Raw genomic sequence first — 24,326 nt, forward strand, 5'->3', positions numbered from 1 at the left:
CCATGAATAATTCATGATTCCTCTGCATAGATCTTCTTTCTGTGCTCTTTACTTATTACTCAAATACCGCCTCGACCAGCTTCTTTGTATACGCCTCCTGCGGTGCGTTTATAATATCATCCGGTTTCCCGCTCTCTACAACTTTCCCATCATACAAAACCAGCACCTTATCGCAGAAGCTCTGTACAAGTGCAAGATTATGACAGATAAAAATAAACGACAGCCCATGTGTATCCTTCAGTTCTTCCAGAAGTTCCATGATCTGCTTCTGGATGGTCACATCCAGTGCGCTGGTAGCCTCGTCGCAAATCAGCACCTTCGGTTCTACTGCCAGAGCCCTTGCGATCGCCGCTCTCTGACACTGACCTCCGCTGACCTCATGGGGATATCTGCCTGCAAACTCTCCATCAAGTCCGCACTGTTCCAGCAGCTCCTTTACCCGTTTCGTGACCTCTGTCTTCTTCATTCCACGATTTCGCAGGCTCTCGCCAATTCCGTCTCCCAAAGTTCTTCTGGGATCAAAGGAACCTACCGGATTCTGAAAAACCATCTGTATATTGCCATATACGTCTTTCAACTGACTCTGCTTCAGTTTCGTAATATCCTTTCCCTGAAATTTCAAAGTTCCTTCTGAAATATTCGTAAGCCTTGTGATCATCTTTGCCACTGTACTTTTACCAGAGCCGGATTCTCCTACAATTCCAAGGGTCTCCCCTGCTTTCAGAGTAAAGCTTACATCATCCACAGCTTTGAAAGACGTTTTTCCCCTCTGGGTGAATACCTTGGTTAAATGTTCTGCTTCCAAAAGTGTGTTCATGATTTTTCCTTTCTCTTAAGCCTTGGTACTGCTGCCAGCAGTTTCTTCGTATATGGATCCTGGGGATCGTTCAATACCTTCCCGGCTTCTCCGTATTCCACTGTTTTTCCGTCTTTCAGGACCAGAACGGTATCCGCCATTGCACGTACTACCCCAATATCATGGGTTACAATTATAATTGCAGTTCCAAACAGTTCTCTAAGCTTCAGCATTTCCTGCACCACCTGACGCTGAACCGATACATCCAGCGCGCTGGTAGGCTCATCTGCAAAAAGGACCGGAGGATTCATCAGCATGGCAATAGCGATTCCTGCTCTCTGATTCATTCCCCCTGACAACTCGAAAGGATAGCTGTCCCACACTCGCTGGCTATCTTTAAAATTCAGCTTGTCAAACAGTTCCATAGCCCATTCTTTTGCCTCATTTCTGCTCACTTTCTTATGAGCCCCCATGCTCTCATAAATTTGATCACCAATTGTTCGGATGGGGCAGAGAGAAGCTCCTGCATCCTGAAAAATCATGCCGATTTTTGCACCCCGGATTTTTCTTTTCTCTTTCTCTGGAATGTCCAGAATATTTTGTCCCATATAAAAGATATCTCCTCTGGTCACAAGGCCATCGGAACCCAGAAGTCCCATAGCAGCCTTGATCAGTGTACTCTTACCGCTTCCGGATTCTCCTACCAGGCCAAGGATTTCTCCTGGTGCGAGGGAGAAACTTACATCATGGACTACCGCTTTCCCGTCAAAGGATATCTCCACCGAATCATAGGTTAATATTTTCTTTTCCATACTCAATTAATATCCAGATCTGCGGTCAGTTCATAATAATCACAGGGATGAGCAACCAGACCAGTTACATTTGACTGCATAACCATGCTCATTCTAAGATGGGAACAGAATACATAAGCATTGTCATCCAGAACTGTCTGCTGCATCTGAATTCCCAGTTCTGCACGCTTATCCACGTCAAATTCCGTTTCCATTTCATCTGCAAGCTCTTCCAGCTTATCACTGTGATAATGTCCGTTATTGGAAACAGATTCATCCAATGCACAGGAGGTGAAGAAGTACTGTGGATCTCCTGTAGGTGCTGTTACCATGGCACTTGCATATACATCCCACAGGGTAGGATCTTTGCGGATGGTATTGTTATCAGATGTACAGTTTACCTGAACATCCATACCAATATCTTTTAAGGTTGCCTGTGCAGACTCAGCCAGAAGAGGAAGCTCCTGACGGCTTGGGTAAGTAAGCCAGCGGATCACAAGCTTCTGACCGTCTTTTTCACGGATTCCATCTCCATCAGAGTCAACCCAGCCAGCATCCTCCAGAACCTGTTTTGCTCCATCCGGGTCATAGCTCTCTGTAGTCAGATTCTGTCCTCCAAATGAGAAAGTATCTGGGAATGCACCAACTGCCGGATATCCATATCCATTCAGCAACACAGATACGAAACTGTCCTTGTCAATTCCCATGGCAATTGCCTTACGTACCGCCGGATCAGAAGTTACCGGACTTTCAAAATTCATCCAGGCATAAAATGCACGGCTTGTTGCAATACTTGAGAATGTGAAATCATCATTTTCAAATAAAGGATAGCTTGCATATGCCATACCATAGGCCGCATTGATTTCCCCTGCCTGGAGTGCAAACGCCAGTGTATCACCATCAGAAATCGTACGGACAGTAATCTCATCTACATTCACATCGCCATTCCAGTAATTCTCATTTTTCACAAGTGTAAGATGATCGTCTGTTACAAGATCTGTGGCAACATAGGGACCTGTACCAATTACAATCCCGTTGTCTGTAATTCCCGCCTGCACATCAATAATACAGCAATAAGGATCACTTAAGTAATTGATCAGAGCCGGTTTCGGCTCCTTTGTCTTAATTGTCACCACATTTCCATCAGCCTCAATGGTATCAATACAAAGATCTCCGGCAGCTCTTTCGTGGTTTGCCACCAGATCTTCCAGACACTCTTTTACTGCCTCCCCATCGCAGGCACGTCCGTTGGAAAATACAACGCCATCATTCAAGGTGATTTTCCAGGTCAGATCATCCACATTTTCGTATTCCTTTGCAATCCACGGTTCGATTTCCATAGTATCGGAATAACGGAACAGGGTTTCACCAACGCCATAACGGATACAGGCCCAGCCTGCATAGGTGTTCTGTGGATTGATATCCGCCTCCTCATTTTCTGCATTAAAGGTGGTATCGCCAAATACAAATGTTTTCTTTTCTTCTGCCATTGTTGGCACTGTTGCTAACCCCATTGTCATGCCAGCTGCCAATGCAATTGCCAGGATTTTCTTTGTTTTCATGTACATTTCTCCTCATATATGTTTTTTATCTCTACTGTAAACGACCGTTCTTAGGATCCAGATAATCGCGAACAGTATCCCCCAGCAGGTTAAAAATTACTACAGATACAAAAATTGCAATTCCCGGTGACAGAACTACCCAGGGATAAGTCTGGATCATGCTCCGACCGCTGCTCATCATGCTTCCCCACTCTGCCATTGGAATCTGAGCCCCCAGTCCCAGAAAAGACAGGCCAGCCAGTTCCATCATCATAGTTCCGATATCCAGCATAGCTGTTACCAGAACTGGTCCGATCATATTCGGAAGAACATGCCTCACCAAAATCTGAACAGAGCTGTCTCCAGCCAGTATGACAGCATGAATATATGGTTCATTTTTCAATGCCAATGTCTGGCTTCGGGCAATTCGGGAATACTTCGGCCAGCTGATCACCGCCAGTGCAAGAATGGCATTCTGGATACCGCCCCCAAGAATAGCCGCAATCGCCATTGCAAACACCAGTCCTGGAAATGCCAGACAGACATCTGAAATTCTCATCATAACAGAATCCAGGATTCCACCAAAATAACCACAACACAATCCCACAATTGTTCCAAATATGGAAATCGCAGCCACCAGTATAAAAGTAGAAAAAATACTGGCTCTTGCTCCGCTGATCACACGCGACAGCATATCCCTACCGTAAGTGTCTGTCCCCATCGGATGCTGAAAGCTTGGTGCCTGAAGGGCACTGGAAAGATCCTGTGCGTAGGGATCGTAAGGGCAGAGGTGGTCTGAAAAGATTGCCAGGATTACCAGGCAGGCTGCCAACACACTAAAAAATATCAGCTTTTGTTTTATATGACTCTTTTTAATTCTCTGTACACGCACTGTTACGCGATTTTCATTATCTCTGCTTTCTTTTTCCTTTTCCGGCACTTCGTTCATTTTTTTCATACTCACTGCTTCTCACCTCCCAGACGGATTCTCGGATCCAGGAACCGGTAAGACAGATCTGTGAGCAGATTTACCAGAACATAAATGATCGCCATCCACATCACATAAGCCTGGATAATGGGATAATCCCGCATAGAAATGGCATCTGCTGCCATTTTCCCCACACCATCCCACATAAAAATAGATTCTACGATTGCCGTACCGCCAAGCAGGTTTCCTATGGACAGCATCAACAATGTGATGATCGTAACAAGGGAAGCCTTCATAATACTTTTCCATAAGGTAACAGAAAACTTCACACCGCGCGCCCTGGCTCCCACAACATAATCCTTACCAAGCTCATCCAGCACTGTAGCACGCACCTGACGAAGATATTTTGCGGACATGGCTATGGCCAGGGTAATAGCCGGCATAGCCACACTTTTCAAGCTGACATCTTTTGCAATAACAGGGAAAATCCTTATTTTAATTGCAAGAAAATACATAAGTAAAAGTGATACAAAGAAATTAGGAAGACTGTTTCCTATAAAACTGCAAAAACGGATGATGTAATCAATAACTGTATTCTGCTTTACTGCTGCCAAAATTCCCAGGGGAATGGAAATAATGACCGTAAGCAGAATGGAGGTCACTGTGAGAAGCAACGTTGCCGGAAGCTTCGATATAAATGTATCAAATACTGAAAAACCAGATACATAACTATTTCCCATATCTCCCCGGAGCAGTTTGCCCAGCCATACAAAATATTGTGTCAGAAAAGGCTTATCCAGTCCCAGTTGTTCTCTTGCCGCATCCAGCGTAGCTTCTGACACCACAGCGCCTGTGTTCTCCATTTTCTGTGTTACAACATCACTTCCTGCAATGCGCATCATCCCATAGGACAGAAAGGTAATTGCAAACAGAATGGGAATCAGCTGAATGATACGTTTGATTGTATATTTCTTCATTTGATTATCTCCATTTCATATTCCGCAGTACAGTTTAGCAAAATAAAAAACAGCTTACAACCCGCCCAGGGGGTTATAAGCTATTCCTATTTGGCATATATTTTTGTGATTTTGGAATATCACTTTAATTTACTGTTTAAAAATGCAAGCAGCTCATCCACCAGCTCATCCGGTTCGTCGTTTTTCCTTCTGATATATCCGAAAAATACTTTGTTCTTTTTGAATTCCAGGGGAATGCCTTCATTTACAGCTTTCTTGTCATCCGAAAGATAGCTTCCGCTGATATTACAAAGATCTGTTTCTTTCAGCATTTTTTCCATAATGTAGTCACTGTTTGTGATTACGGAAACATCCAGATTTTCCCAACTGAATACTCCTCGTTTTTCTTTTTCCCCCAACTCCAGGAATTCATCACGGAAATTCTGGATAAAGCGGAAGTTCTTCATCTGATCCATATTTACCGTCTGCTGATCTTTTTGCGCTAACGTATTTACAGTGCCATTATTTTCCACCTCTGAAGCAATTTTCATATCTGGTTCCTTTGCTTTTTCGGAAGGTGGCATTTCTTTATATAGAATATTTTCTTTTCCGGGATAAAAGGTCGCCGTACTTTCCTGCATAACATTAAAAACCAGGCGATTTTTCACCAGTTCATACTGAAATTCTTTCTTCTGCTGCTCCATTACGTATACGAAACCAACATCGGAAAGATAATCCCTCACGCGCTCCATAACATTCCGCACACCAGCTGTATAAATTTCGAAGTGATAATCTTTTTCATAATTTTCCTTATAAAATTCTACAAACTGATTGGTAAACCAGGAACTGGGGTTCAGAGAAATACGCAAATACTTCGCCATATTTTTGTGCCCCATCTCTTCCAGAGTCTGAGAATCATTTACAATTCTGCAAGCATAGCGATATGCCTCCTGCCCCTTTGCAGTGAGCGCAATTCCCCTTGGCATACGTTCAAACAATACCATTCCCATATCATTTTCCAGAGCTTTTATAGCCTTGCTCACACTTGGCTGAGTAGTATAAAGCAGTTTTGCAGCCTCACTGATGGAGCCGGTCTCTGCACATGTTATAAAATATTTTAACTGTTTGAGATCTAACATACATATTACCTTTCTAAACTCTCTTCACATAAAGATACGGCAGCCATTTTGCGGAGTAATAGCTGCCGTCCTTTGTCCAACAGACTATCCGGAAATGTCTGCAGACTTCTGTGTAACTTTTCACGCGGAGATGCGTTACACATTAGATTAACAGAATTAACACTTTTTGTGTCTTATTTAAGATAACATATTGTGATTTTTTCACAAGCCTCCCAGGGGGATAAAAATTTTATAATCTATGTAATAAAATTATCAGATCAATATTCCTTCCAAATGATCACACTCATGCTGTATGATCTGTGCCGTCCAGCCCTGGAATTTTCCTCGTTGTTTGCGGAAGTTCATATCCTCATACTCCACTTCAATCTCCTCATACCTGGTACATTTCCGCCCCCCGATCAGAGAAAGGCATCCTTCCTCCGTTTCATACCTTCCTGTTCTTTTCACGATCACCGGGTTATACATAACCGTATTCATAAAGCCCATATTCACCACAATGATCCGCTTCCGCTCCCCGATCATATTCGCCGCCATACCTACGCAGCCCTCTTCATGGGCCTTCAAAGTATCCAGAAGATCCTGTGCAATCTGACTGTCCGCCTTCGTCGCCCTCTCTGATTTCTGGCTAAGAAACCAGGTATCATGTATAATTTCCCTTACCATGTTTTTATTTCCTTCCTCGAAACTTTCTTTCCTCCACTTTACCATATCTCCCCATTTAGTCAAGCAATGTCTTTCCCGAACCATATAACTTTTACAAGCAGCGTAAACAAGTTATAGTTTCTACCTATAGCCAGCTATTCCTATTCTATATTAGACAACCATCCATTTCTATGGTAATATTCAATCCATATTAAACCTAGTTTGAAACTAGGTGATAAACACGAGGAGGAAAAAATTATGAGAAAGAGCATCTTAACACTAGGAATTGCAGCAGTATTAACAGGAGTTCTGGCAACATGCAGCATGGCTTACGCAGCTGATGATGAACTTTCCCAGATTCAGGAATCCGGAAAACTGAAAGTCGGTGTGGAAGGAACCTATCCTCCATATACCTATCATGATGATGACGGAGAGCTTACCGGATTTGACGTAGAAGTAGCAAAGGCAATTGCAGACAAGCTTGGCGTAGAGGCAGATTTCACAGAATCCGACTGGGATTCCCTTCTTGCAGGAATCGACAGCGGACGTCTGGACACTGTTATCAATGCCGTAAGCATCACCCCTGAACGTGAAGAGAAATACGATTTCGCAGGACCATATTTCTACATCACACAGCAGATCGTAGTTGCCAAAGACAATGATGACATTGTAGATATGGCTTCCCTGGATGGCAAAAAAGTTGCCAACACTGCAACAACCGCTTACCTTGATATCCTGGAGGATGCCGGCGCATCTCTTGTACAGATCAGCACAGCAGACGAAGCAGTTTCCCTGATTGAATCCGGACGTGCCGACTTTACCACCTTTAACGCTGTTGTATTCAACGAATACCTTCAGCAGCACCCGGATGCAAACCTGAAAGTTGCCTTCGTAATCCCGGACGTTGTAGATACCTACGCTGTTCCGATCAAGAAAGGGGAAACTGCTTTATATGACGCAGTTCAGAGTGCCATCGACGAACTGAAAGAAGACGGAACCTTAAGCAAACTTTCCGAGGATTACTTCGGAACAGACTTCACACAGCCGCAGGATGAGGAAACAGCTGATGCCTCTGCTGATACAGCCGACAACTCCGAAGATACAGCTTCCGACGAAGCTGCTGATGCTAACTAATTAATCGTCATCTCCATATGAAAGATCAATAGCTTCATTATTACAACGCACTCACCTCATGCAGCCGTTGATCGCACTCGAAGAAACAAAACATTTTGCCAATGTATATATCTCCAAAATAGCTATGCTTCCCCCTGGCAGCATAGCTATAAATAAAGTCAGGAGGAAAAATCAATGTCCTGGATTGAACCAGTCACTTACGAAACAGCTCCCGTTGCAGTCAAAGAATACCTGGATAAAAACGGTCATCAGAACCTGACCCGTTCCAGAAAGATCGCCTGGCAGCTGAAAAACTATGTGGTCTATGACACAGTAGAGGAAAATGCCTGGCGCATGGATGCCGAAGTCCAGAAGCTGGTAGGCAAACGCTACGGTGACCTGTTAGAATACACCATTGCAGCCTTAAGCCACTCTTCCATTTGCACAGAGTATTACACAAAATGTCTTACCGACCAGGGCATGTATCCGGATAAACCAGATTACGATGAAAAGGATCAGGCAGTGATCGACTTCGCCACAGCCGTTGTCCAGAATAACGGACAGATCCCGGAAGCCGTACGCGCTTCCCTCCTGAAAAATTTCAACGAAGAGCAGATCGCAGTTCTGGCAGGAATGGCAGTTGCATGCACTGGTGATATCCTTTATGAAAGAATCTTTGACCTAAGATAATTATCAGCAGCAGGCACTGCCGCATAAATAGAACTAGTTACTGTAATTCATTTTGCAACAGTAAATAATCGAAAGTAAAAAGGAATCAACTATGAGTGAACGTTTAGCAGGGATCCTGGTATCTTCCTTTACCAGAATCCTCATCCCCGGAATAAAAGTTACAATCCCCCTTACATTACTCTCCTTTGTCTTTGGCTGTATCATCGCTCTTTTCCTTGCCCTGGTACAGATTGCCAATGTAAAAGGACTGAAACAGTTTGCAAGATTTTACATATGGGTCTTCCGCGGAACCCCACTTATCGTACAGCTGTTTATCATCTTCTTCGGTCTGCCGTCTGTAGGAATTATCCTGGACGCTTTTCCATCCGCAGTTATCGCATTTGCCCTGAACCTTGGCGCTTACAATGCTGAGATTTTCCGTTCTGCGATCCAGGCGGTACCAGAAGGCCAGACGGAAGCCGCTTATATGGTTGGTCTGAATTACCGCCAGACCATGACCAGGATTGTAATGCCCCAGGCATTCCGAATTGCTTTTCCACCACTGTTTAACTCTCTGATCGGACTTACCAAGGACACTTCCCTTGCTTCCAGTATTACAGTTGTGGAACTGTTCACCACTGCACAGCAGATTGCAGCCAGGACCTACGAACCCTTCGCCCTGTACTGCGAAGCAGCTGTCATTTACCTTATGATCTGTACCGTACTTACATGGATACAAAACTATTTTGAGAAAAAGCTGGTATGGAATACCCCAGCACCAGTGAAAGGAGAATAATCATGTCTTATATTTCAAAAATCAATCTGGAAACAGCCGGAGAAAAAGAGAAAAAAGTAATCGAGGATCATCTTGCACAGGGCTACAAGCTCTCCAATGAGAAGCTTACCCTTCTTCACAACATCGAAGCTTTCAAAGCCATTGAAGACAGCTCCTACACACTGGACCGTGAGCTTCAGAGACTGATTGGAAAAAGAGCCGGAGACTTCTTCGAATATGCTATTTCCGAAGAAAATGAGTGCCTTGTATGCAGCACCTACTTCCACAAGCTTCTGAAAGACAACGGAATCGATTTTGACAATTTCGAATTTACCAAAAAAGAAGAACTGCTTATCGCCTTCGGCCGCGCTCTTGCAAAAGATCCAAAAGCCATTCCGGATGAGATCTACAAAGAGTTAAAAGAAGAATTTACCGAAGAGCAGATCGTTGTTATCACAGCTATGGGAGTACTCATGGTTGCCAATAACTACTTTAACGATATTTTAAAGATTGAGCCGTAATCAGTTCATTTTTATAACAATATTGATATCTAAAATTCAAGTAAGAATGTGAGAAAAAGTATGCTGGAAGTAAAGAATATCCATAAAAAATTCGGACCAAACGAAGTATTAAAAGGTGTTGATTTCAAAGTTGAAAAAGGTTCTGTAATCGCAGTTCTTGGAAACAGCGGTTCTGGAAAGACAACCCTTCTCCGCTGTATCAGCTTTCTGGAGCAGGCAGATAAGGGAGAGATCACCTTTGACGATTTCCATAAAGATATCACTGCTGTCACCAAGAAAGAAATCCGGCAGTTACGAATGAAAATGGGCTTTGTCTTCCAGGGATATAATCTTTTCCGCAACAAAACAGCACTTGACAATGTACTGGAAGGACTTACCATTGCCCGTAAGATTTCTCCAGAAGAAGCAAAGAAAAAAGCCATGGAAATGCTGGAAAAAGTGGGCATGGCAGACCGCGCCAACTTCTATCCGGACCAGCTCTCCGGCGGCCAGCAGCAGCGTGTGGCCATCGCAAGAGCCATCGCCTACAATCCAGAAGTTGTCCTCTTCGACGAGCCCACCTCTGCCCTTGATCCAAGACTTACCGGCGAGGTTCTGGACGTTATGCGAAAGCTTGCCGACGAAGGAACCACCATGGTCGTGGTCACCCACGAAATGGATTTCGCCAGAAAAGTAGCCAACTGGGTAGTCTACATGGAAGACGGCGTCATCGTAGAAGAAGCCCCTTCCAAAGAGTTCTTCTCTCATCCTAAGAGCGAGAAGACAATGGCATTCCTTCATATGACAAGTTCCGATTTTGTAATTTGATTTTCCTGTAATTCTTTTATACCCTTCCGAAAAAGAAATCTCTTGTTATTTATAGAAAAGCAAGAGGTTTCTTTTTCTATCTTACTCTTATATCAAAACTGGTTCATAAAACGCTTCCCCTGTGTCAATGCAATACGCACACAGCGCATGTCCAGTAACACATGTATTCCTCCTATAGGTCCTTCACTTTCGCTTCTGCTGATAGTATAACTTGTCCTATTAACAAATTATTCCGCTTTCTTTGCTGCAATGGCAAACATCGGCGTTGGATTATAAAATTCATCTTTTTCTTTATAAACCCGTCTGCTGAGTCCCAGATCAATGGAAATCTGTTCCATCCCTTTTTTTCCAAGCTCTTCCACGTCCCATGCGGGGCGGAGGTAGGAGCTGATTGGAAGCTGGCGTTTGATGTCTTCGCACTCTTGCATCAGAGAATTTCCAAGCTGGTTGTGGGCATGGTTTTCCGGGAGATCGGAGGTCTCGGCGAAATTGGTGGCGCCGTAGTTGGCATCAAAATTCAGGAGAAGTCCGCCTGGTTTTAATACTCTGGACCACTCTTTGTAGGCCTGAGCTGCTTCTGGTAAGGTCCAGGTCAGGTTTCGGGAAATGACTACGTCGAAGCTCTCGTCTGAAAAGCTTAAATGCTCTGCATCCATCACCTGGAAATCACAAGTTACCTGCTCTTCTTTGGCAAGGATCCGGGAGTTTGTGATCATATCCGGAGTAAGGTCGGTACCAGTTACCTGGTATCCCTGTTTTGCAAGAAGAATGGTAAAGAAACCAGTTCCACAGCCTACATCTAAGATTTTAAGCTTACCATTAGCGGCCTCTTTTTCCTTAATTATTTCGACTGCTTCTTTTCTTTCTTCACATTCATCTTTAGTTACAAGTTCTATATTTTTTTCGTTATTTGAACATTTCTTTTCTGTAAATTTCTGGGCTTTTTCTTCGTACTTTGTTTCTTTTGAAGGCAGATATTTCTCAATTTCTTCCAGCCAGCTGTCTGCCAGCGGACTATGTAACTCTGCCCTTCTCTGCTCCAGAAAGCTGTCGCTTCGCTTGGTCCAGTAGGCTGCAATCTTCTCTTTCCGGTCGTCTTCCTCGTAGCTGATCCGGCCATAAGCTACCATCGGTCCATCCTTAATCACCTGCAGGGAACCAGTCTGATACAGGATCACTCCATCCCCATAGGAGGTACAGGTTTCCAGGATATTATCCTCATAATCCTTTACATATCCAAGGATTTCTCCTTCCGTAAACAGGTCTCCAGCCTTCTTCTGAGGATACCAGAGTCCCGTGTAGGAAGCAGACTGATACTGCACATCTGTTATATTTAGTGGATAATATTTCCGCATACTTCTATGTCCGTCATAGATTCCAAGGAACCGTAAAATACTGCGCACATCACGCTTCATGGAGCGCACTTCTTCTGTCTCCCAGGCTCCCATGCCACCTCTTTCCAGAAGCACGGAAGGAATGCCGCAGGATGCTGCATAATTGTAGCTTCCACCGGAAGCTACCTCTGATTTTACCATGTAAGGAACATCCACCTGTTCTGCCATCTGACGAGAAATTTTCACCACTTCCGGATTAGCTTTTCCTGCATAATACACATAGGGAGTCAGCTTTTCATAGTCGTCACCGCTGTGAAGATCAATGTAATAATCTGCCACTTTCTGCAGTTCTTCTACCACTGCAGAAGCCAGTTTTTCATACTTTGTGCCATCTTTTTTTCCTGGGAAAACACGGTTCAGATTCTCGCCGGTTGCTCTGCAAAGAGAGCCGTGACGGTTCTCAAATTCCTCTTTGGCAACTACTTTTACAAGAACTACTGTTCCTGTCATTTTCTCAATGTTCAGATCTCTTCCAAGCTCTACTGCACTCTGGATTCCTACATATTCGCCAGCGTGGATACCAGCTGTGATCAGGGCTGTTTTACCTGGCTTTTTGCCCCGGATGATCGTTGCCGGAAGCGAAAATGCTCCGTTTCCAATGGTAATAAAACCATGGACGCGCTGCCCGGGAGCTGCACATAAACCGCCTACATTTATTATTTCACTCATTCTTTTTTCTACCTTTTCCATATACTATTTCAACATCACAACCAGTGTATTTGAATACCCTTTTGCCTCATACTTATTAACTTCATCACTGGTAACCGCTACAATTCATAGTCTGAACCGTAACGGCAGTCTTCTTTTATTACTTTGTAACCTCCACCATAAACATGGGCGTAGATCCATAATTCAGCTTCTCTTCCTCGCTCCAAACCTTCTGCCAGATAGTTTCATCCACTTCTATTTTCTTCGCTCCAAGCTCTTCCAGCACCTTCACATCCCATCCCGGGCGCTTGGTCTCAGACAGTGGAACCTGCAGCGCGATCTTCTCCATCCGGTCAATATCTGTGCACAGATAATGGTCCTCCAGGCTTCCTTTTTCCACATTTTTGCGGTCATTTTCATAAGCCTCGCGCTTCTCATCATCATAAAGATACCCGTACCAGTTGGCATCAAAATTCAGAAGCTTTCCGCCTTTTTTCAGTACGCGAAGCCACTCTTTATAAGCTATTTCAGGGTGAGGCAGGTTCCAGGTCAGATTCCGGGAAATGATCACATCAAAGCTCTCATCTTCAAACTCCAGAGCCTGGGCATCCATCCTTTTAAATTCAATATGATTCTTCTTTTCCCCAATAAACTTCGCCGCATTTTCCGCAGCTTTTTCCAGCATTCCAGGAGTATAATCTACCGCAGTTACATAATATCCTGCCTCCGCCAGAATCATAGGGAAAAAGCCAGGACCTGTGCCGATATCCAAAATTTTCAGCTGTTCTTTCTCTTCATCAGGATTTCTGTTTCCGAAAGATTCTGTTTCCGCAAAACCTTCTTCTACATCCTGATTTTTCCCAGATCTCTTTCCCCAAAATCCGCTTTCCAGAGTCTCCAGCCATGCCTTCTTCTGCATCCCCTTCAACTCTTTTTCATTCACCTCAGAATACCCCTCCGTCCGGGTACTCCAATAGCTCTCTATTTCGTCCAGTAACTTATCCACTTGCATATCCTCCGCATTAAACTCTAATGTTAAAATTTTATCAAAAACACCCTCTTTCCGCAAGCCCCCCAGGGGGATGAAACACTACAGAAATAAGAAACAAAAAGCAGGCGAATCTGCATCTTATACAAATTCGCCTGCACTATTCCACTATTAAATTTTCCCCAAACAGCTAAAACCAATATTTCACAAAATTGTTTTTCCTACTGCTTAGATCTCAAGCCACAACTTATTTTCTTCTCCACAATGGACGATATTTCACCTCATCCTTGCTGTGATACATACCAATTCCCAGGAAATTGTTGATCAGGCCAATGATCGGGCAGAGCATTGGCAAAAATGTAAAAGGAATAAACTGCTGTACGGTAATGCCTCCAAGCACTACGCCATACCCCATTACCCATGCGCTCCATGGAATGATTGCTGCCACCATGGTTCCTACATCTTCCAGTGTACGGGACAAAACCGCACGGTGAATGTCCATGTCATCGCAGACATCTTTAAATGCAACAGCCGGAATTGCAATGGCAGGATACTGTCCTCCGATTAGACAGATGATCAAACTGGAAATCCAGACACCAAACATAATCGTTCCAGGTGTATTCAGCTTCTTGGAAAGATGATTTACCAGAACATTTAAAACACCAGATTCAGAAAAAAGTCCACTGAGCATTCCCAGTACAAGAAGGATTCCTACCAGAGAAAGCATGCTGGAAAATCCGCCTCGGTTTACCAGTGTATCAACAGAATCCACACCGCTTTCAATGGAAAAACCGTTCATAATATAATCCAGATTTTCAATAAATCCTCTTCCCTGGAAAATCATAGACCAGATAATACCGCTTCCAATACCTACACCAAATGCAATAAATGCAGGTACCTGTTTTACAGAAAGGATCAGTACCAGAGCAACCGGTATGATATGGATCCAGCTGATATTAAAATTTGAAGAAAGTCCATTAGACAACTCGTTTACTACAGCACTGTCAATCTGTCCGGAAGCGTTCATTCCAAGAATGGTATAAATTACAAGACAGATGATAGTTCCTGGAACAGTTGTATACCACATGGACTTAATGTGGGTAAATAACGGCACCTCACAGGAGGACGCTGCTAATAATGTGGTATCTGACAAAGGACTCATTTTGTCCCCGAAAAATGCTCCTGAAATAACAGCCCCAGCTGCCATTGCAACCGGAATTCCAAGACCTTCTGCCATTCCGCAGAGAACAACACCAATAGTACTGATAGAGCCCCAGCTGGTACCTGCGCACACAGCCATAAAAGCAGGCAGAATGAAACAGATTGGTAAAAATAAACGTGGGGTGATGATCTTCATTCCGTAATAAAGCAAAGTTGGAATTGTACCGGAAGACATCCACACTGCAACCATACATCCTACCAGAAGCATGATCATGGACGCAGTTGCGATCTGCCTTACACCTTCCGACATTGCTCCATCGATTTTGTTCCAGTCAAATCCCAGATACATACAAAATACAATCATTACAAAAAGAGCTGCCAACGCTGCGATCGTTACCTCTGCACCGAAAGCGATCAGAACTACAAGTACCAGAATTGGACCAAAAAAACCAAATAAAGCTCTGCCAACTGTTATTTCTTTCTGATTTTTATTTTCTTTTTTCTCCATAGTAATCTCCCTTTTCATCCTGTGAAAACCTATGATCATTTGCCAAATGAGACACGGATCCTTTCCAACGCCTCTTTCAGGTTCTGATTGGTAACGGCAAAATTAATTCTCACAAAGCCCTCTCCTGCCGAACCAAAATTTTCCTCTCCGTCATCCAGATGAATCTGTGCTTTTTCCATAAAAAACTTGTCCAGATGTTTTGTTCCAATTCCAGCTTTCCTGCAGTCCAGCCACAGAAGGAAACTGCCTTCCGGAACATACGGGATCAGCGGCAGGTCATATTTTTTAATAAACTCAAGAATTTCCTGAAGGTTTTGATAAAGGTACTGGGTAAGCTCCTTCATCCAGTCATCAGCTTCCCCTTTCATGACCGAGGTCACTGCTGCAATTGCAAAGCTATTTACAGCATATCCAAAAGAATATGCTGTAATCTGTTTCATCCATGCTTTTCTCATCTCGGGATCTGCGACTGTAATAATTGCGTGAGGCAGGCTCATAATGTTATAGCCTTTGCTGAGGCTCACAATCTGCACACTGATCTCCTGCGCTTTTTTATTCACTGCAAGAATAGGCGTATGCTTGTTATTTCCGTAAAGTACAAGACAATGTACCTCATCAGAAATGATTTTTACATTGTTTTCATAGCAGATATCAACTAAACGTTCCAATTCTGCCTTAGTAAAAACTCTTCCTGTAGGGTTATGAGGATTTACCATTAAATACAAAGACGGGTGATATTTTTTGATCTTTTCCTCAAAATCAGCAAAATCAATCTCATAATGTCCCTCTACCGGCTTCAGAGGATTTTCGATCAGGTTTTGATTCGCCCCCTCCACCGCCCATTTTAGCGGACCAAATACAGGAGTCTGAACAATAATGTTGTCTCCTGGCTTTGCAAAAATCCCCAACGCCATCCGGACTGCACCTATGGTACTTGGAACATTGCTCAGCCATTCTTTTTCAATTTTCAAGCCATAATTTCTCTCATACCACCCAGTTACTGCATCGTAGTATTCCTTGGTATGCTGCCTGTAGTTATAACAGTTCTCCTGCGCGATCGGCACAAGGGCCTTCTGGATGCATGGGGCACAATAGTAGTCCAGATCCGCGGTTCCCATTCCAATCACTTTTTCCGGCATATCTTCCATTCCCCATCGATAAGAAGCATTCTTCCGGTGATCTGGTGTTGAATCAAAATTGTACTTCATTTCTTTCCTTCCTTTCTTGTATATTATATATGTTTGAAACAAAACTCCTTAAGGCGTGCAGCCCCTTCCTTAAGATGTTCCTCATCGCACGCGAGATTAAAACGAATAAAACCAGCTCCGCCTTTTCCAAGAAAATAACCATTTTCTACTATCATATGTTCTTCCTGTTCCAGCAGGTGTGTCAGCATTTGCGGCTGTATCTTCAATGCACGCATATCGATCCATGCAAAATAAGAGGAATCCGATTTTATTACCTTACACATCGGCATATTCTCTTCAAAATATTTTTCCAGAAATCTATGGGCAGCCATGATCTTTTCCATCACTTTCCTGCGCCATTCTTCACATTCCCCAAGAGCCGCTATCGTTGCTTCAATCCCCATAATGTTCTGTCCGTAATCCATACTCATTGATGTTAAGAATTCCCGGTATTTTTTATAGATTTCAGGATTTTCCGTAACTAAAAAGGCATGCCGAAGAGCTGCTGTATTATATGTTTTGCTGGTAGAATAAAGTGTAACTGTATATCTTGAAATTTCCTTCGATAGCGAAGCAATAGGAGTATAAGAGGTTCCTGAAAACAAAAGTCCGCAGTAAACATCGTCTGATATGATGTATACCTGATATTTTAAACAAAGTTCTGCAATTTTCTCAAGCTCTGCTTTTGTCCAGGCATGTCCAATAGGATTATGAGGATTGCACAGCCATAACAGACGGCTTCCGCTTGCAAAGCAGGCTTCCAGTCTTCCAAAATTAATGCTGTATCCATTTTCTATTAATTCCAGCGGACATTCTATGATTTTTCGATTATTAAGTCTTAAAATTTCTTTATAACAAAAATGAACAGGAGTAAGAATTGTAACCATATCCTGAGGTCTGGTCAAAAGGGAAATGATTGCCCAGGCGCCCATGTAAATCCCAGCACTCTGAGCTATCGAACATCTTGCATCAATGTCCCATCCGGCTATACTCAACAACCAGTTATGAATTACTTCATAGTAGCGTTCCGGAATCATAGGGTAACCAAGATGTCCTCTGTCAAGCACTCCCCTCATAGCATCAAGTATGGGTTCAGGAGAACGGTAATCCATGTCAGCAGTTCCAAAGCACAAAAGATCTGTATAAGAAGTCCTCTCACGCTCATATTCCCATTTCAGACGGTAAAGCCCGTCATTTGATGCGATCACAGGTATTTGCTCACTCATAAAGCCACCTCCTGATTAATTTTCCTCATTATATAGCTAAAATAATTTAACGTCAATATGAAATATTTCATTCAAAAACCCACATTTATTTCATTCCAGAAGACGGTATTACATTGTAAAATTTTCGTTCCTGTGGTACATTAAGCATAGAATAATTAAAATGATTTCTCACTGAACAGTTACGAATAATTTTTCGGAGGTGACTATGAAACTAACCAAAACAGACCGTGCCATCATAAATTCTTATGCTTCCATGATCGAAGGTCTTTCTGTTTATCTGGGTTCCATCTGTGAAATTAGTCTTCACAGCCTGGAAGATTACGAACACTCTGTTGTAAAGATTATGAATGGATACCATTCTGGCCGCTCTGAAGGTGCACCGCTTACAGACCTTGCATTAAATATGTTGAAACGAATTGAGGATAAAGGACTGGCTGCAACCAGTTCCCATATTTCCTATAATGCGATCAACTCCATGGGTGAACGTTTAAAGTCCTCCACCATTCCAATTATAGGAGAAAATAATCGCGTAATTGGAATATTATGTATCAACATGTACCTGGATTCTCCTCTTTCAGAAGTTCTAGAAAGTATTACAGGTTCTGGAACAGAGCCCACCGAACAGGAATATTTCGCAACCAATACTTCCGACACTATCAGTCAGGCCATCATGGCTGCCCGCACTCAGGTTATGTATGATTCCTCAATTTCCTCTGTGAATAAGAATAAAGAACTGATCCGGATTCTTCATGACAAAGGTATTTTCTCCATAAAAAATTCCATCAAACAAGTAGCAGAAGCCCTTGGAATTTCCATAAATACCGTTTATCTTCACCTGCGAAGCATTACAAAAGACACTGAAAAACAGACCGACTAAAATGTTTTAAACTTCATTTTATGCAAAAAAAGTCAGAAAAAGCAAAAGTTTTTATTGCTTTTCTGACCTTTTTAACTATTCCAAATGCTTCTCCAACAGCACCAGCTGCACGTCCGGTATCCCGTTAAATACCGTAGGCACAATCCCGATTTCTTTATAGCCAAGCTTCTTATACAGTCCTCTTGCAGCGACATTTCTCGCATTGGTATCCATTCGAAGCTCCGGGCAGCCGTGACTTAAAGCGTAATCCTCATAGAATTTTACAAACCGCTTTCCATAGCCTTTTCCAGCAGCAGAAGGTGAGATCACCAGGGTGTGAAGGACGCATACCTCCTCGTCCCAGGCTTCGAATTCCCAATCGCCTTCTGCATAGGAATCCACCTGAACTTTATTGATCCGTATACACATACTCATCCACGTACAAATTGTACATTTCCTCATATGGCAGCTGCCGATTGCAATATTCAGGCAGAGCACTGTCATAGTGTACATATAACTGCCCACTGTCCCTGTGATATTCCCATACGGTATCAAAGATTTTTTTGAAAAATGTGATTTTTTCCAGCATGATCCAGTTCCTTCACTGTTATCCTGAATTTTCTATTCTTCTCGTAACTGACGTCTTTATCTGGCTGTATTCTCAGCCGCGATCTCATCAATTCTTGCAAGCTCTTCCTCTGTAAAAGGTGCACAGTGAATTGCTTTTATATTGTCAAGGATCTGCTGTGGACGGGATGCTCCGATAAGTACGCTGGTCACTTCTTCCTGTGCAAGAAGCCAGCCAAGGGCCATCTCAGAAAGCTTCTCATCACGTCCTGCAGCCATGTCGTTCAGCTCCCGGATCTGTTGCAAACGCTCTGGTGTCAGATTGCTTTCCTTCAAAAATCTGCCGTCTGTACGGATACGGCTGTCCTCCGGAATGCCATTGAGATAGCGGTCTGTAAGCTGTCCCTGAGCAAGAGGACTGAAGGTGATCAGACCTTTTTTCAGAATTCCGGTGGTCTTTTTCAGGCCATTTTTCTCTACGGTTCTGTCAAAAATAGAGTAACGGTTCTGATTAATTACAAAAGGACAATGAAGTTCCTGTAAAATCGCCGCTGCCTGTGACAGTGTTTTTCCGTCGTAATTGGAAAGTCCCACATACAGTGCCTTTCCGCTCTGTACTGCACTGGCCAGCGCTCCCATGGTTTCTTCCAGCGGTGTCTCAGGGTCCATTCTATGATGATAAAAGATATCTACATATTCCAGTCCCATACGCTTCAGGCTCTGGTCAAGACTTGCCAGAAGATACTTGCGGCTGCCCCAGTTTCCATAAGGGCCCTCCCACATATCGTATCCAGCCTTGGTGGTAATGATCAGCTCGTCCCTGTATTTTCCCAGGTCCTCTTTCAGGATCCTGCCGAAATTGATCTCCGCACTTCCAGGTTCCGGACCATAATTATTGGCCAGATCGAACTGTGTGATTCCGTTGTCAAAAGCTGTAAAACACAGCTGTCTCATGTTCTCAAAATTAGAAGTATCACCAAAATTATGCCACAGTCCAAGTGACACCTTCGGCAGCATAAGTCCGCTGTCACCGCAGCGGTTGTATTCCATTGTGGTGTAACGTTCCTTTGAAGCAATGTACATAATAAAAAACCTCCCTGAAAACGATAATCAAGTTCATTATACTCCCAGGGGATTGATTTGTCATGGGAAAATGTGAATGTTTACACCATACATTTCCTATAGTATAATGAGAAAGATTTTGATAAATTTCTTTTTTAACGAAAGTGATCTTTTTATTCATGGTAAAGCAAAGCAGACGTTATCCTCTTCTGGACCCGTAGATGATAAACCATTATCTTTTTATAACAATATTGACATTTTTCAGAAAGGATACATTTTAGAAATGCAAAAACAGTTTTTTAAATATATCACCCAGAGCGTAGCTGCTATGATCGGTTTTTCCATCTATATTCTTGCAGACACTTTTTTCATCTCTGTCCAGTCCGGTGCAGATGGACTTGCGGTTCTGAACCTGATCCTGCCTGTTTATGGACTGGTTTATGCCATCGGATCCATGATCGGCATTGGCTCTGCAACCAGATATGCCATTGACAGATCCCGGCAGGAAAATACAGATTTCTATTTTACCCAGTCTGTTTTCTGGGGCTTGCAACAGCGGTCTGCCCTGGGATTACCATGCTCATCTGCACCACACACTTTCTTGGAAAAAGAAATGGCGTAGAATTCAAGTGGAGAAAGCCTTCCGTCCGCCATCTTTTTTCCTGCTGCCAGCTTGGAATTTCCGCCTTTGTAGGTGAAATTTCTTCTGCCATTACTACTATTATTTTTAATATGCTGATCCTTGAAATTGCTGGAAATGTAGGAGTTGCCGCCTATGGAGTGATCGCCATCGCCCTCAGTTGCCGTAATCCTCTCAAAACTTCTGGGATTAAACGGCGTCTGGGGCTCGTTCCTCTGTTCGGAAGTGATCACATTTATAGTAATTCTACTGCTTGCGAAGCTGGGACCTTTTTCTTCTGCAAAAAATAATTGCCCTAATCGGTAAACTATGGTATTCTATAAGTATTATACTTGTACTGTTACACAAACTAGAAATTGAGGTGATCTATCGTGAAATCTAATGAATCCGCTGAGAACTATCTGGAAACCATTCTTGTCCTCAGCAAAAAGAAACCTGTTGTTCGTTCCGTTGATATTGCTGACGAGCTTGGCTTTAAGAAATCAAGTGTCAGTGTTGCCATGAAGAATCTTCGTGAAAAGAACCATATCACTGTCACTCCTGAGGGATATATTTATCTTACCGAATCCGGTCAGAAGATCGCAGATATGATTTACGAGCGTCATGAATTTTTATCATCCTGGCTGATCAGCCTGGGCGTTGATCCGGAGACCGCTACCTCCGACGCATGCCGTATCGAGCATGTGATCAGCCCTGAGAGCTTTACCGCCATCAAGGAACATCTCGCTCCTGATAAATAAGCTATATACATTGCACTTTCGCTTTGCATTTTCTTACACTTACAGAAGCTCTTGATTACGGTACACAGTAATCAGAAAGACCTGTACTCCAGATAAAACCAATGATAGGGTTCCATCATTGTAGAATTTTATCCGGAGACAGGTCTTTTTTTATTTCACCAGATAATATCTTGCAGAGAACGGTCCCATTTTAAACACTGCTTTGCCCCCTGTAATTACCTTTTCCTTCTTGGTATAGCGCTTTTTGCCGCCATATTTTACCATATCGCTGGCAAGGAGAAGTTCATATCCGGCATAATCTTTTTCCAGGGTGTACTCCTGTGTTTCGTCGGAGAAATTGAATACAGCCAGGATCTTCTGGTCTCCGCTGATTCTCTCGAACAGGTACAGGCACTTCTGCTCCTGATGACAGTCTACCCATGAGAAACCATCCTGACTGAAGTCTCTCTGGGAAAAGGCACTGTTTTTCAGATAGCATTTATTCAGATCTGCCATAAATTTGTGGAAGGCCTCATGGATCGGGAATTTCAGCAGGATCCAGTCCAGCTCGTCCTTTTCACACCACTCCTTCAGCTGGGCCAGTTCATTTCCCATGAAATTCAGCTTTGCTCCCGGATGGGCATACATATACATGTAGAACGCTCTTGCCTGTGGGAATTTTCCATCATAACCGCCGTTCATCTTCTGGGCAATGGTCGCTTTCCCATGGACCACCTCGTCGTGGGACAGGGGCAGGATATACCGCTCATTGTAAAAATACATCATGGAAAAAGTCAGCTTATGATATTTTTCCCGTCTCTCGTTTGCATCTGCCTTGAAATAGGACAGAGTGTCGTGCATCCAGCCAAGATCCCATTTGTAGTCGAAACCAAGTCCGCCTTCCCATACAGGTCTGGTTACGCCCTGGTATGGGGTGGAGTCTTCGGCAAAAAGGAGACAGTCCGGGATCCGCTCTTTCAGGCCCTGGTTCATGGTGCGGATGAATTTCAAAGCCGCCAGGTTTTCTCCACGGCTGGCATCTCCCTGCCAGTAGATCAGGTTTCCAACAGCATCCATGCGCAGGCCGTCGAAATGGAATTCGTTCATCCAGTAGTAGGCGGAGGACTGAAGGAAGCTGCACACTTCTCCTCTGGAGTGCATGAAGTTACAGCTGCCCCATTCATTGCGGCCTACTGCCATGTTTGGATATTCGTAAACGGCAGTTCCATCGTATTCTGCCAGTGCATAATCATTTACGGCGAAGTGAACCGGAACAAAGTCCAGAATAACGCCGATTCCTGCCTGATGGCACTGGTCTATAAAGGATTTCAATTCTTCCGGCTTGCCATAGCGGGAGGTAGGACTGAAATAGCCAGTGTCCTGATAGCCCCAGGATTCGTCACAGGGATACTCGCAGAGGGGCATGATTTCTACATAATTATAGCCATGTTCTTTCAGATAGGCGATGAGGATCGGGGCCAGTTCCTCGTAGGTGTACCAGTCTTCCTGGCCTTCGCCACGTTTTTTCCAGGAGCCGAAGTGCATTTCGTAGATGTTTACTGGTTTGTTGTAGCTCGCTTTGCGGTTTTTCAGCCATTTGCTGTCGCCGAATTCATAGCCGCCAAGGGCGTAGGTCTTTGAGGCAGTGCCGGGGCGCATCTCACTGTAGAAGGCGTATGGGTCTGCGTGGTCTACAAAGGAACCGTCCTGACGGTAAATTCTGTATTTGTACATCAGATCAGGACCTACGCCGTTTATGGTACATTCCCAGAAGTTGCCGTCGTGGACGCGGTTCATAGGGGTTTCGGTCCAGCCGTTGAATTCGCCGATTACGGATACGCGCTGAGCTGCCGGGGCAAAGGTGCGGAAGGTGGTGCCACCGTCCCAGACGTGGGCGCCAAGGTACTGGTATGCTTCAAATTCCTTTCCTGTATAAAAGTTGTAAAAATCCATGTTTTTGCTCTCCCATTCATTGTATAAAAAGATATTAGACAGTAGTTGGTTTTCTTTGTATAATGAGTATAATTGCGTGGAGGAGAAAATGCCACCGACGAAAAACGACATTGGTTGGATATCCAACGCTTTTTAGAATGTGTTGGATTTCTAATTTATTGAAATAGGGGATAGATAGGTATGGATATCAGAGTTGAGAAAACCAGACAGAGTATTATTAATGCTTTTATAGAATTGCGTTCGCATAGGGAACTGGAGAGGATTACGATTAAGGAGTTGTGTGGGAAGGCGCAGATCAATAAGTCTACGTTTTATGCCCATTATCAGGATATTTACCATCTTTCGGATACGTTGGAGACGGAGGTGGTGGTGTCGATCATGGAGAATCTGAGCCATCCGGAGAGGGTGTTGGAGGACACGGCGGATTTTTCCAAGGAATTGTTTATGGGGTTTCTGGCAAAGGATTCACTGATTGGGATTTTGTTTTCGGGGAGTAGGAGTAAATGTCTGGTGCAGAAGATCGAGGTGGCTTTGAAGGAGCTGGTGTTTGGGGCTTATCCGCAATATCGGGAGGATAAGGATATTAATATTATGCTCACTTACATCCTTTATGGGTGTTATTATGCATTCTATGAAAACCGAAAATATGGAGATGTGCCGGTGCTTTCCAGTATTACCAGACTTACTGGTGAAACAGCGAATGCGGCATTAAAAATGATAAAGTAAATGAAATCGCAGG

24 protein-coding genes are annotated in these 24,326 nt (G+C 43.6%); 9 read left to right on the forward strand and 15 right to left on the reverse strand.

Translation table 11 applies throughout. From position 1 onward, the window contains the following. Positions 1 to 55 precede the first annotated feature (55 nt). The 7 genes from ACTQ50_RS00465 to ACTQ50_RS00495 form a co-directional block, all read right to left on the reverse strand. Positions 56 to 817 carry an ABC transporter ATP-binding protein gene (locus ACTQ50_RS00465; RefSeq protein ID WP_441482474.1) on the reverse strand — a complete coding sequence of 254 codons (762 nt, stop codon included), beginning with the start codon at positions 815 to 817 and terminating at the stop codon, positions 56 to 58. Further along, a complete protein-coding gene (locus ACTQ50_RS00470) occupies positions 814 to 1,608 on the reverse strand; it encodes an ABC transporter ATP-binding protein (protein WP_441482475.1) in 795 nt (264 codons plus the stop codon). Before ACTQ50_RS00470 ends, ACTQ50_RS00465 begins: the two co-directional genes overlap by 4 nt. Before the next feature lie 2 nt (positions 1,609 to 1,610). Further along, positions 1,611 to 3,149, reverse strand: coding sequence for an ABC transporter substrate-binding protein (locus ACTQ50_RS00475; RefSeq protein WP_441482476.1), 1,539 nt, complete (start codon positions 3,147 to 3,149; stop codon positions 1,611 to 1,613). Positions 3,150 to 3,180: 31 nt separating this feature from the next. After that, the gene (gene nikC / locus ACTQ50_RS00480; RefSeq protein ID WP_441482674.1) at positions 3,181 to 4,086 is read right to left on the reverse strand and encodes a nickel transporter permease; all 906 of its coding nucleotides are present in this window, start codon (positions 4,084 to 4,086) and stop codon (positions 3,181 to 3,183) included. A 2-nt stretch (positions 4,087 to 4,088) separates the two neighbouring features. Continuing rightward, a complete protein-coding gene (locus ACTQ50_RS00485; protein WP_441482477.1) occupies positions 4,089 to 5,033 on the reverse strand; it encodes an ABC transporter permease in 945 nt (314 codons plus the stop codon). 119 nt (positions 5,034 to 5,152) lie between these two features. Beyond that, the gene (locus tag ACTQ50_RS00490) at positions 5,153 to 6,151 is read right to left on the reverse strand and encodes a LysR family transcriptional regulator (RefSeq protein ID WP_441482478.1); all 999 of its coding nucleotides are present in this window, start codon (positions 6,149 to 6,151) and stop codon (positions 5,153 to 5,155) included. 252 nt (positions 6,152 to 6,403) lie between these two features. Then, entirely contained in the window at positions 6,404 to 6,814 is a 411-nt protein-coding gene (locus tag ACTQ50_RS00495) for a peptide deformylase (protein WP_441482479.1), read from the reverse strand. A gap of 237 nt (positions 6,815 to 7,051) precedes the next feature. Here ACTQ50_RS00495 and ACTQ50_RS00500 point away from each other — a divergent pair, with 237 nt between their 5' ends. The 5 genes from ACTQ50_RS00500 (at position 7,052) to ACTQ50_RS00520 (ending at position 10,678) form a co-directional block, all read left to right on the forward strand. Then, entirely contained in the window at positions 7,052 to 7,927 is an 876-nt protein-coding gene (locus tag ACTQ50_RS00500) for a transporter substrate-binding domain-containing protein (protein ID WP_441482480.1), read from the forward strand. A gap of 174 nt (positions 7,928 to 8,101) precedes the next feature. Then, the gene (locus tag ACTQ50_RS00505) at positions 8,102 to 8,596 is read left to right on the forward strand and encodes a hypothetical protein (RefSeq protein WP_441482481.1); all 495 of its coding nucleotides are present in this window, start codon (positions 8,102 to 8,104) and stop codon (positions 8,594 to 8,596) included. A 91-nt stretch (positions 8,597 to 8,687) separates the two neighbouring features. Then, positions 8,688 to 9,371, forward strand: coding sequence for an amino acid ABC transporter permease (locus ACTQ50_RS00510; protein ID WP_441482482.1), 684 nt, complete (start codon positions 8,688 to 8,690; stop codon positions 9,369 to 9,371). 2 nt (positions 9,372 to 9,373) lie between these two features. Further along, the gene (locus ACTQ50_RS00515; protein ID WP_441482483.1) at positions 9,374 to 9,871 is read left to right on the forward strand and encodes a carboxymuconolactone decarboxylase family protein; all 498 of its coding nucleotides are present in this window, start codon (positions 9,374 to 9,376) and stop codon (positions 9,869 to 9,871) included. Between the two features lie 60 nt (positions 9,872 to 9,931). Further along, positions 9,932 to 10,678 carry an amino acid ABC transporter ATP-binding protein gene (locus ACTQ50_RS00520; RefSeq protein WP_441482484.1) on the forward strand — a complete coding sequence of 249 codons (747 nt, stop codon included), beginning with the start codon at positions 9,932 to 9,934 and terminating at the stop codon, positions 10,676 to 10,678. A gap of 227 nt (positions 10,679 to 10,905) precedes the next feature. Here ACTQ50_RS00520 and ACTQ50_RS00525 read toward each other — a convergent pair whose 3' ends face one another. The 5 genes from ACTQ50_RS00525 to ACTQ50_RS00545 all read right to left on the reverse strand — a co-directional run bounded on the left by ACTQ50_RS00525 (position 10,906) and on the right by ACTQ50_RS00545 (position 17,790). After that, a complete protein-coding gene (locus tag ACTQ50_RS00525; protein ID WP_441482485.1) occupies positions 10,906 to 12,741 on the reverse strand; it encodes a methyltransferase domain-containing protein in 1,836 nt (611 codons plus the stop codon). 139 nt (positions 12,742 to 12,880) lie between these two features. Then, on the reverse strand, positions 12,881 to 13,732 hold the full coding sequence (locus ACTQ50_RS00530; RefSeq protein ID WP_441482486.1) for a class I SAM-dependent methyltransferase: 852 nt from the start codon (positions 13,730 to 13,732) through the stop codon (positions 12,881 to 12,883). A 223-nt stretch (positions 13,733 to 13,955) separates the two neighbouring features. Beyond that, positions 13,956 to 15,377, reverse strand: coding sequence for a Na+/H+ antiporter NhaC family protein (locus ACTQ50_RS00535; RefSeq protein ID WP_441482487.1), 1,422 nt, complete (start codon positions 15,375 to 15,377; stop codon positions 13,956 to 13,958). 35 nt (positions 15,378 to 15,412) lie between these two features. Beyond that, positions 15,413 to 16,585, reverse strand: coding sequence for a MalY/PatB family protein (locus ACTQ50_RS00540; RefSeq protein WP_441482488.1), 1,173 nt, complete (start codon positions 16,583 to 16,585; stop codon positions 15,413 to 15,415). Between the two features lie 23 nt (positions 16,586 to 16,608). Next, on the reverse strand, positions 16,609 to 17,790 hold the full coding sequence (locus tag ACTQ50_RS00545) for a MalY/PatB family protein (protein WP_441482489.1): 1,182 nt from the start codon (positions 17,788 to 17,790) through the stop codon (positions 16,609 to 16,611). Positions 17,791 to 17,995: 205 nt separating this feature from the next. Here ACTQ50_RS00545 and ACTQ50_RS00550 point away from each other — a divergent pair, with 205 nt between their 5' ends. Then, positions 17,996 to 18,667 (forward strand): helix-turn-helix transcriptional regulator, encoded by a 672-nt coding sequence (locus tag ACTQ50_RS00550; protein ID WP_441482490.1) that lies wholly within the window; start codon positions 17,996 to 17,998, stop codon positions 18,665 to 18,667. A 75-nt stretch (positions 18,668 to 18,742) separates the two neighbouring features. Here ACTQ50_RS00550 and ACTQ50_RS00555 read toward each other — a convergent pair whose 3' ends face one another. Beyond that, complete coding sequence (locus tag ACTQ50_RS00555; protein ID WP_441482491.1) at positions 18,743 to 19,159, reverse strand: GNAT family N-acetyltransferase; 417 nt, start codon at positions 19,157 to 19,159, stop codon at positions 18,743 to 18,745. A 132-nt stretch (positions 19,160 to 19,291) separates the two neighbouring features. Continuing rightward, positions 19,292 to 20,296 (reverse strand): aldo/keto reductase, encoded by a 1,005-nt coding sequence (locus ACTQ50_RS00560; protein ID WP_441482492.1) that lies wholly within the window; start codon positions 20,294 to 20,296, stop codon positions 19,292 to 19,294. Positions 20,297 to 20,558: 262 nt separating this feature from the next. On the opposite strand from ACTQ50_RS00560, the gene ACTQ50_RS00565 reads away from it, so the two are divergent. After that, positions 20,559 to 20,897, forward strand: a complete 339-nt coding sequence (locus tag ACTQ50_RS00565; RefSeq protein WP_441482493.1) for a hypothetical protein — start codon at positions 20,559 to 20,561, stop codon at positions 20,895 to 20,897. 389 nt (positions 20,898 to 21,286) lie between these two features. Continuing rightward, positions 21,287 to 21,655, forward strand: coding sequence for a metal-dependent transcriptional regulator (locus tag ACTQ50_RS00570; RefSeq protein WP_441482494.1), 369 nt, complete (start codon positions 21,287 to 21,289; stop codon positions 21,653 to 21,655). A gap of 150 nt (positions 21,656 to 21,805) precedes the next feature. Here ACTQ50_RS00570 and glgB read toward each other — a convergent pair whose 3' ends face one another. After that, positions 21,806 to 23,587 (reverse strand): 1,4-alpha-glucan branching protein GlgB, encoded by a 1,782-nt coding sequence (gene glgB, locus ACTQ50_RS00575; RefSeq protein ID WP_441482495.1) that lies wholly within the window; start codon positions 23,585 to 23,587, stop codon positions 21,806 to 21,808. A gap of 180 nt (positions 23,588 to 23,767) precedes the next feature. Between glgB and ACTQ50_RS00580 the strand changes: the two genes are divergently transcribed. Then, positions 23,768 to 24,313, forward strand: coding sequence for a TetR/AcrR family transcriptional regulator (locus ACTQ50_RS00580; protein WP_441482496.1), 546 nt, complete (start codon positions 23,768 to 23,770; stop codon positions 24,311 to 24,313). Positions 24,314 to 24,326 lie beyond the last annotated feature (13 nt).

It is taken from the genome of Blautia sp. Sow4_E7, assembly GCF_052116245.1.
GTDB lineage: Bacteria > Bacillota > Clostridia > Lachnospirales > Lachnospiraceae > Blautia_A.

Excerpts from the sequence above, each read along its gene's own strand:
- ACTQ50_RS00465 (WP_441482474.1), bottom strand. The coding sequence starts at position 817 with ATGAACACACTTTTGGAAGCAGAACATTTAACCAAGGTATTCACCCAG.
- ACTQ50_RS00470 (WP_441482475.1), bottom strand. The coding sequence starts at position 1,608 with ATGGAAAAGAAAATATTAACCTATGATTCGGTGGAGATATCCTTTGAC.
- ACTQ50_RS00475 (WP_441482476.1), bottom strand. The coding sequence starts at position 3,149 with ATGAAAACAAAGAAAATCCTGGCAATTGCATTGGCAGCTGGCATGACA.
- nikC (WP_441482674.1), bottom strand. The coding sequence starts at position 4,086 with ATGAAAAAAATGAACGAAGTGCCGGAAAAGGAAAAAGAAAGCAGAGAT.
- ACTQ50_RS00485 (WP_441482477.1), bottom strand. The coding sequence starts at position 5,033 with ATGAAGAAATATACAATCAAACGTATCATTCAGCTGATTCCCATTCTG.
- ACTQ50_RS00490 (WP_441482478.1), bottom strand. The coding sequence starts at position 6,151 with ATGTTAGATCTCAAACAGTTAAAATATTTTATAACATGTGCAGAGACC.
- ACTQ50_RS00495 (WP_441482479.1), bottom strand. The coding sequence starts at position 6,814 with ATGGTAAGGGAAATTATACATGATACCTGGTTTCTTAGCCAGAAATCA.
- ACTQ50_RS00500 (WP_441482480.1), top strand. The coding sequence starts at position 7,052 with ATGAGAAAGAGCATCTTAACACTAGGAATTGCAGCAGTATTAACAGGA.
- ACTQ50_RS00505 (WP_441482481.1), top strand. The coding sequence starts at position 8,102 with ATGTCCTGGATTGAACCAGTCACTTACGAAACAGCTCCCGTTGCAGTC.
- ACTQ50_RS00510 (WP_441482482.1), top strand. The coding sequence starts at position 8,688 with ATGAGTGAACGTTTAGCAGGGATCCTGGTATCTTCCTTTACCAGAATC.
- ACTQ50_RS00515 (WP_441482483.1), top strand. The coding sequence starts at position 9,374 with ATGTCTTATATTTCAAAAATCAATCTGGAAACAGCCGGAGAAAAAGAG.
- ACTQ50_RS00520 (WP_441482484.1), top strand. The coding sequence starts at position 9,932 with ATGCTGGAAGTAAAGAATATCCATAAAAAATTCGGACCAAACGAAGTA.
- ACTQ50_RS00525 (WP_441482485.1), bottom strand. The coding sequence starts at position 12,741 with ATGAGTGAAATAATAAATGTAGGCGGTTTATGTGCAGCTCCCGGGCAG.
- ACTQ50_RS00530 (WP_441482486.1), bottom strand. The coding sequence starts at position 13,732 with ATGCAAGTGGATAAGTTACTGGACGAAATAGAGAGCTATTGGAGTACC.
- ACTQ50_RS00535 (WP_441482487.1), bottom strand. The coding sequence starts at position 15,377 with ATGGAGAAAAAAGAAAATAAAAATCAGAAAGAAATAACAGTTGGCAGA.
- ACTQ50_RS00540 (WP_441482488.1), bottom strand. The coding sequence starts at position 16,585 with ATGAAGTACAATTTTGATTCAACACCAGATCACCGGAAGAATGCTTCT.
- ACTQ50_RS00545 (WP_441482489.1), bottom strand. The coding sequence starts at position 17,790 with ATGAGTGAGCAAATACCTGTGATCGCATCAAATGACGGGCTTTACCGT.
- ACTQ50_RS00550 (WP_441482490.1), top strand. The coding sequence starts at position 17,996 with ATGAAACTAACCAAAACAGACCGTGCCATCATAAATTCTTATGCTTCC.
- ACTQ50_RS00555 (WP_441482491.1), bottom strand. The coding sequence starts at position 19,159 with ATGTACACTATGACAGTGCTCTGCCTGAATATTGCAATCGGCAGCTGC.
- ACTQ50_RS00560 (WP_441482492.1), bottom strand. The coding sequence starts at position 20,296 with ATGTACATTGCTTCAAAGGAACGTTACACCACAATGGAATACAACCGC.
- ACTQ50_RS00565 (WP_441482493.1), top strand. The coding sequence starts at position 20,559 with ATGCAAAAACAGTTTTTTAAATATATCACCCAGAGCGTAGCTGCTATG.
- glgB (WP_441482495.1), bottom strand. The coding sequence starts at position 23,587 with ATGGATTTTTACAACTTTTATACAGGAAAGGAATTTGAAGCATACCAG.
- ACTQ50_RS00580 (WP_441482496.1), top strand. The coding sequence starts at position 23,768 with ATGGATATCAGAGTTGAGAAAACCAGACAGAGTATTATTAATGCTTTT.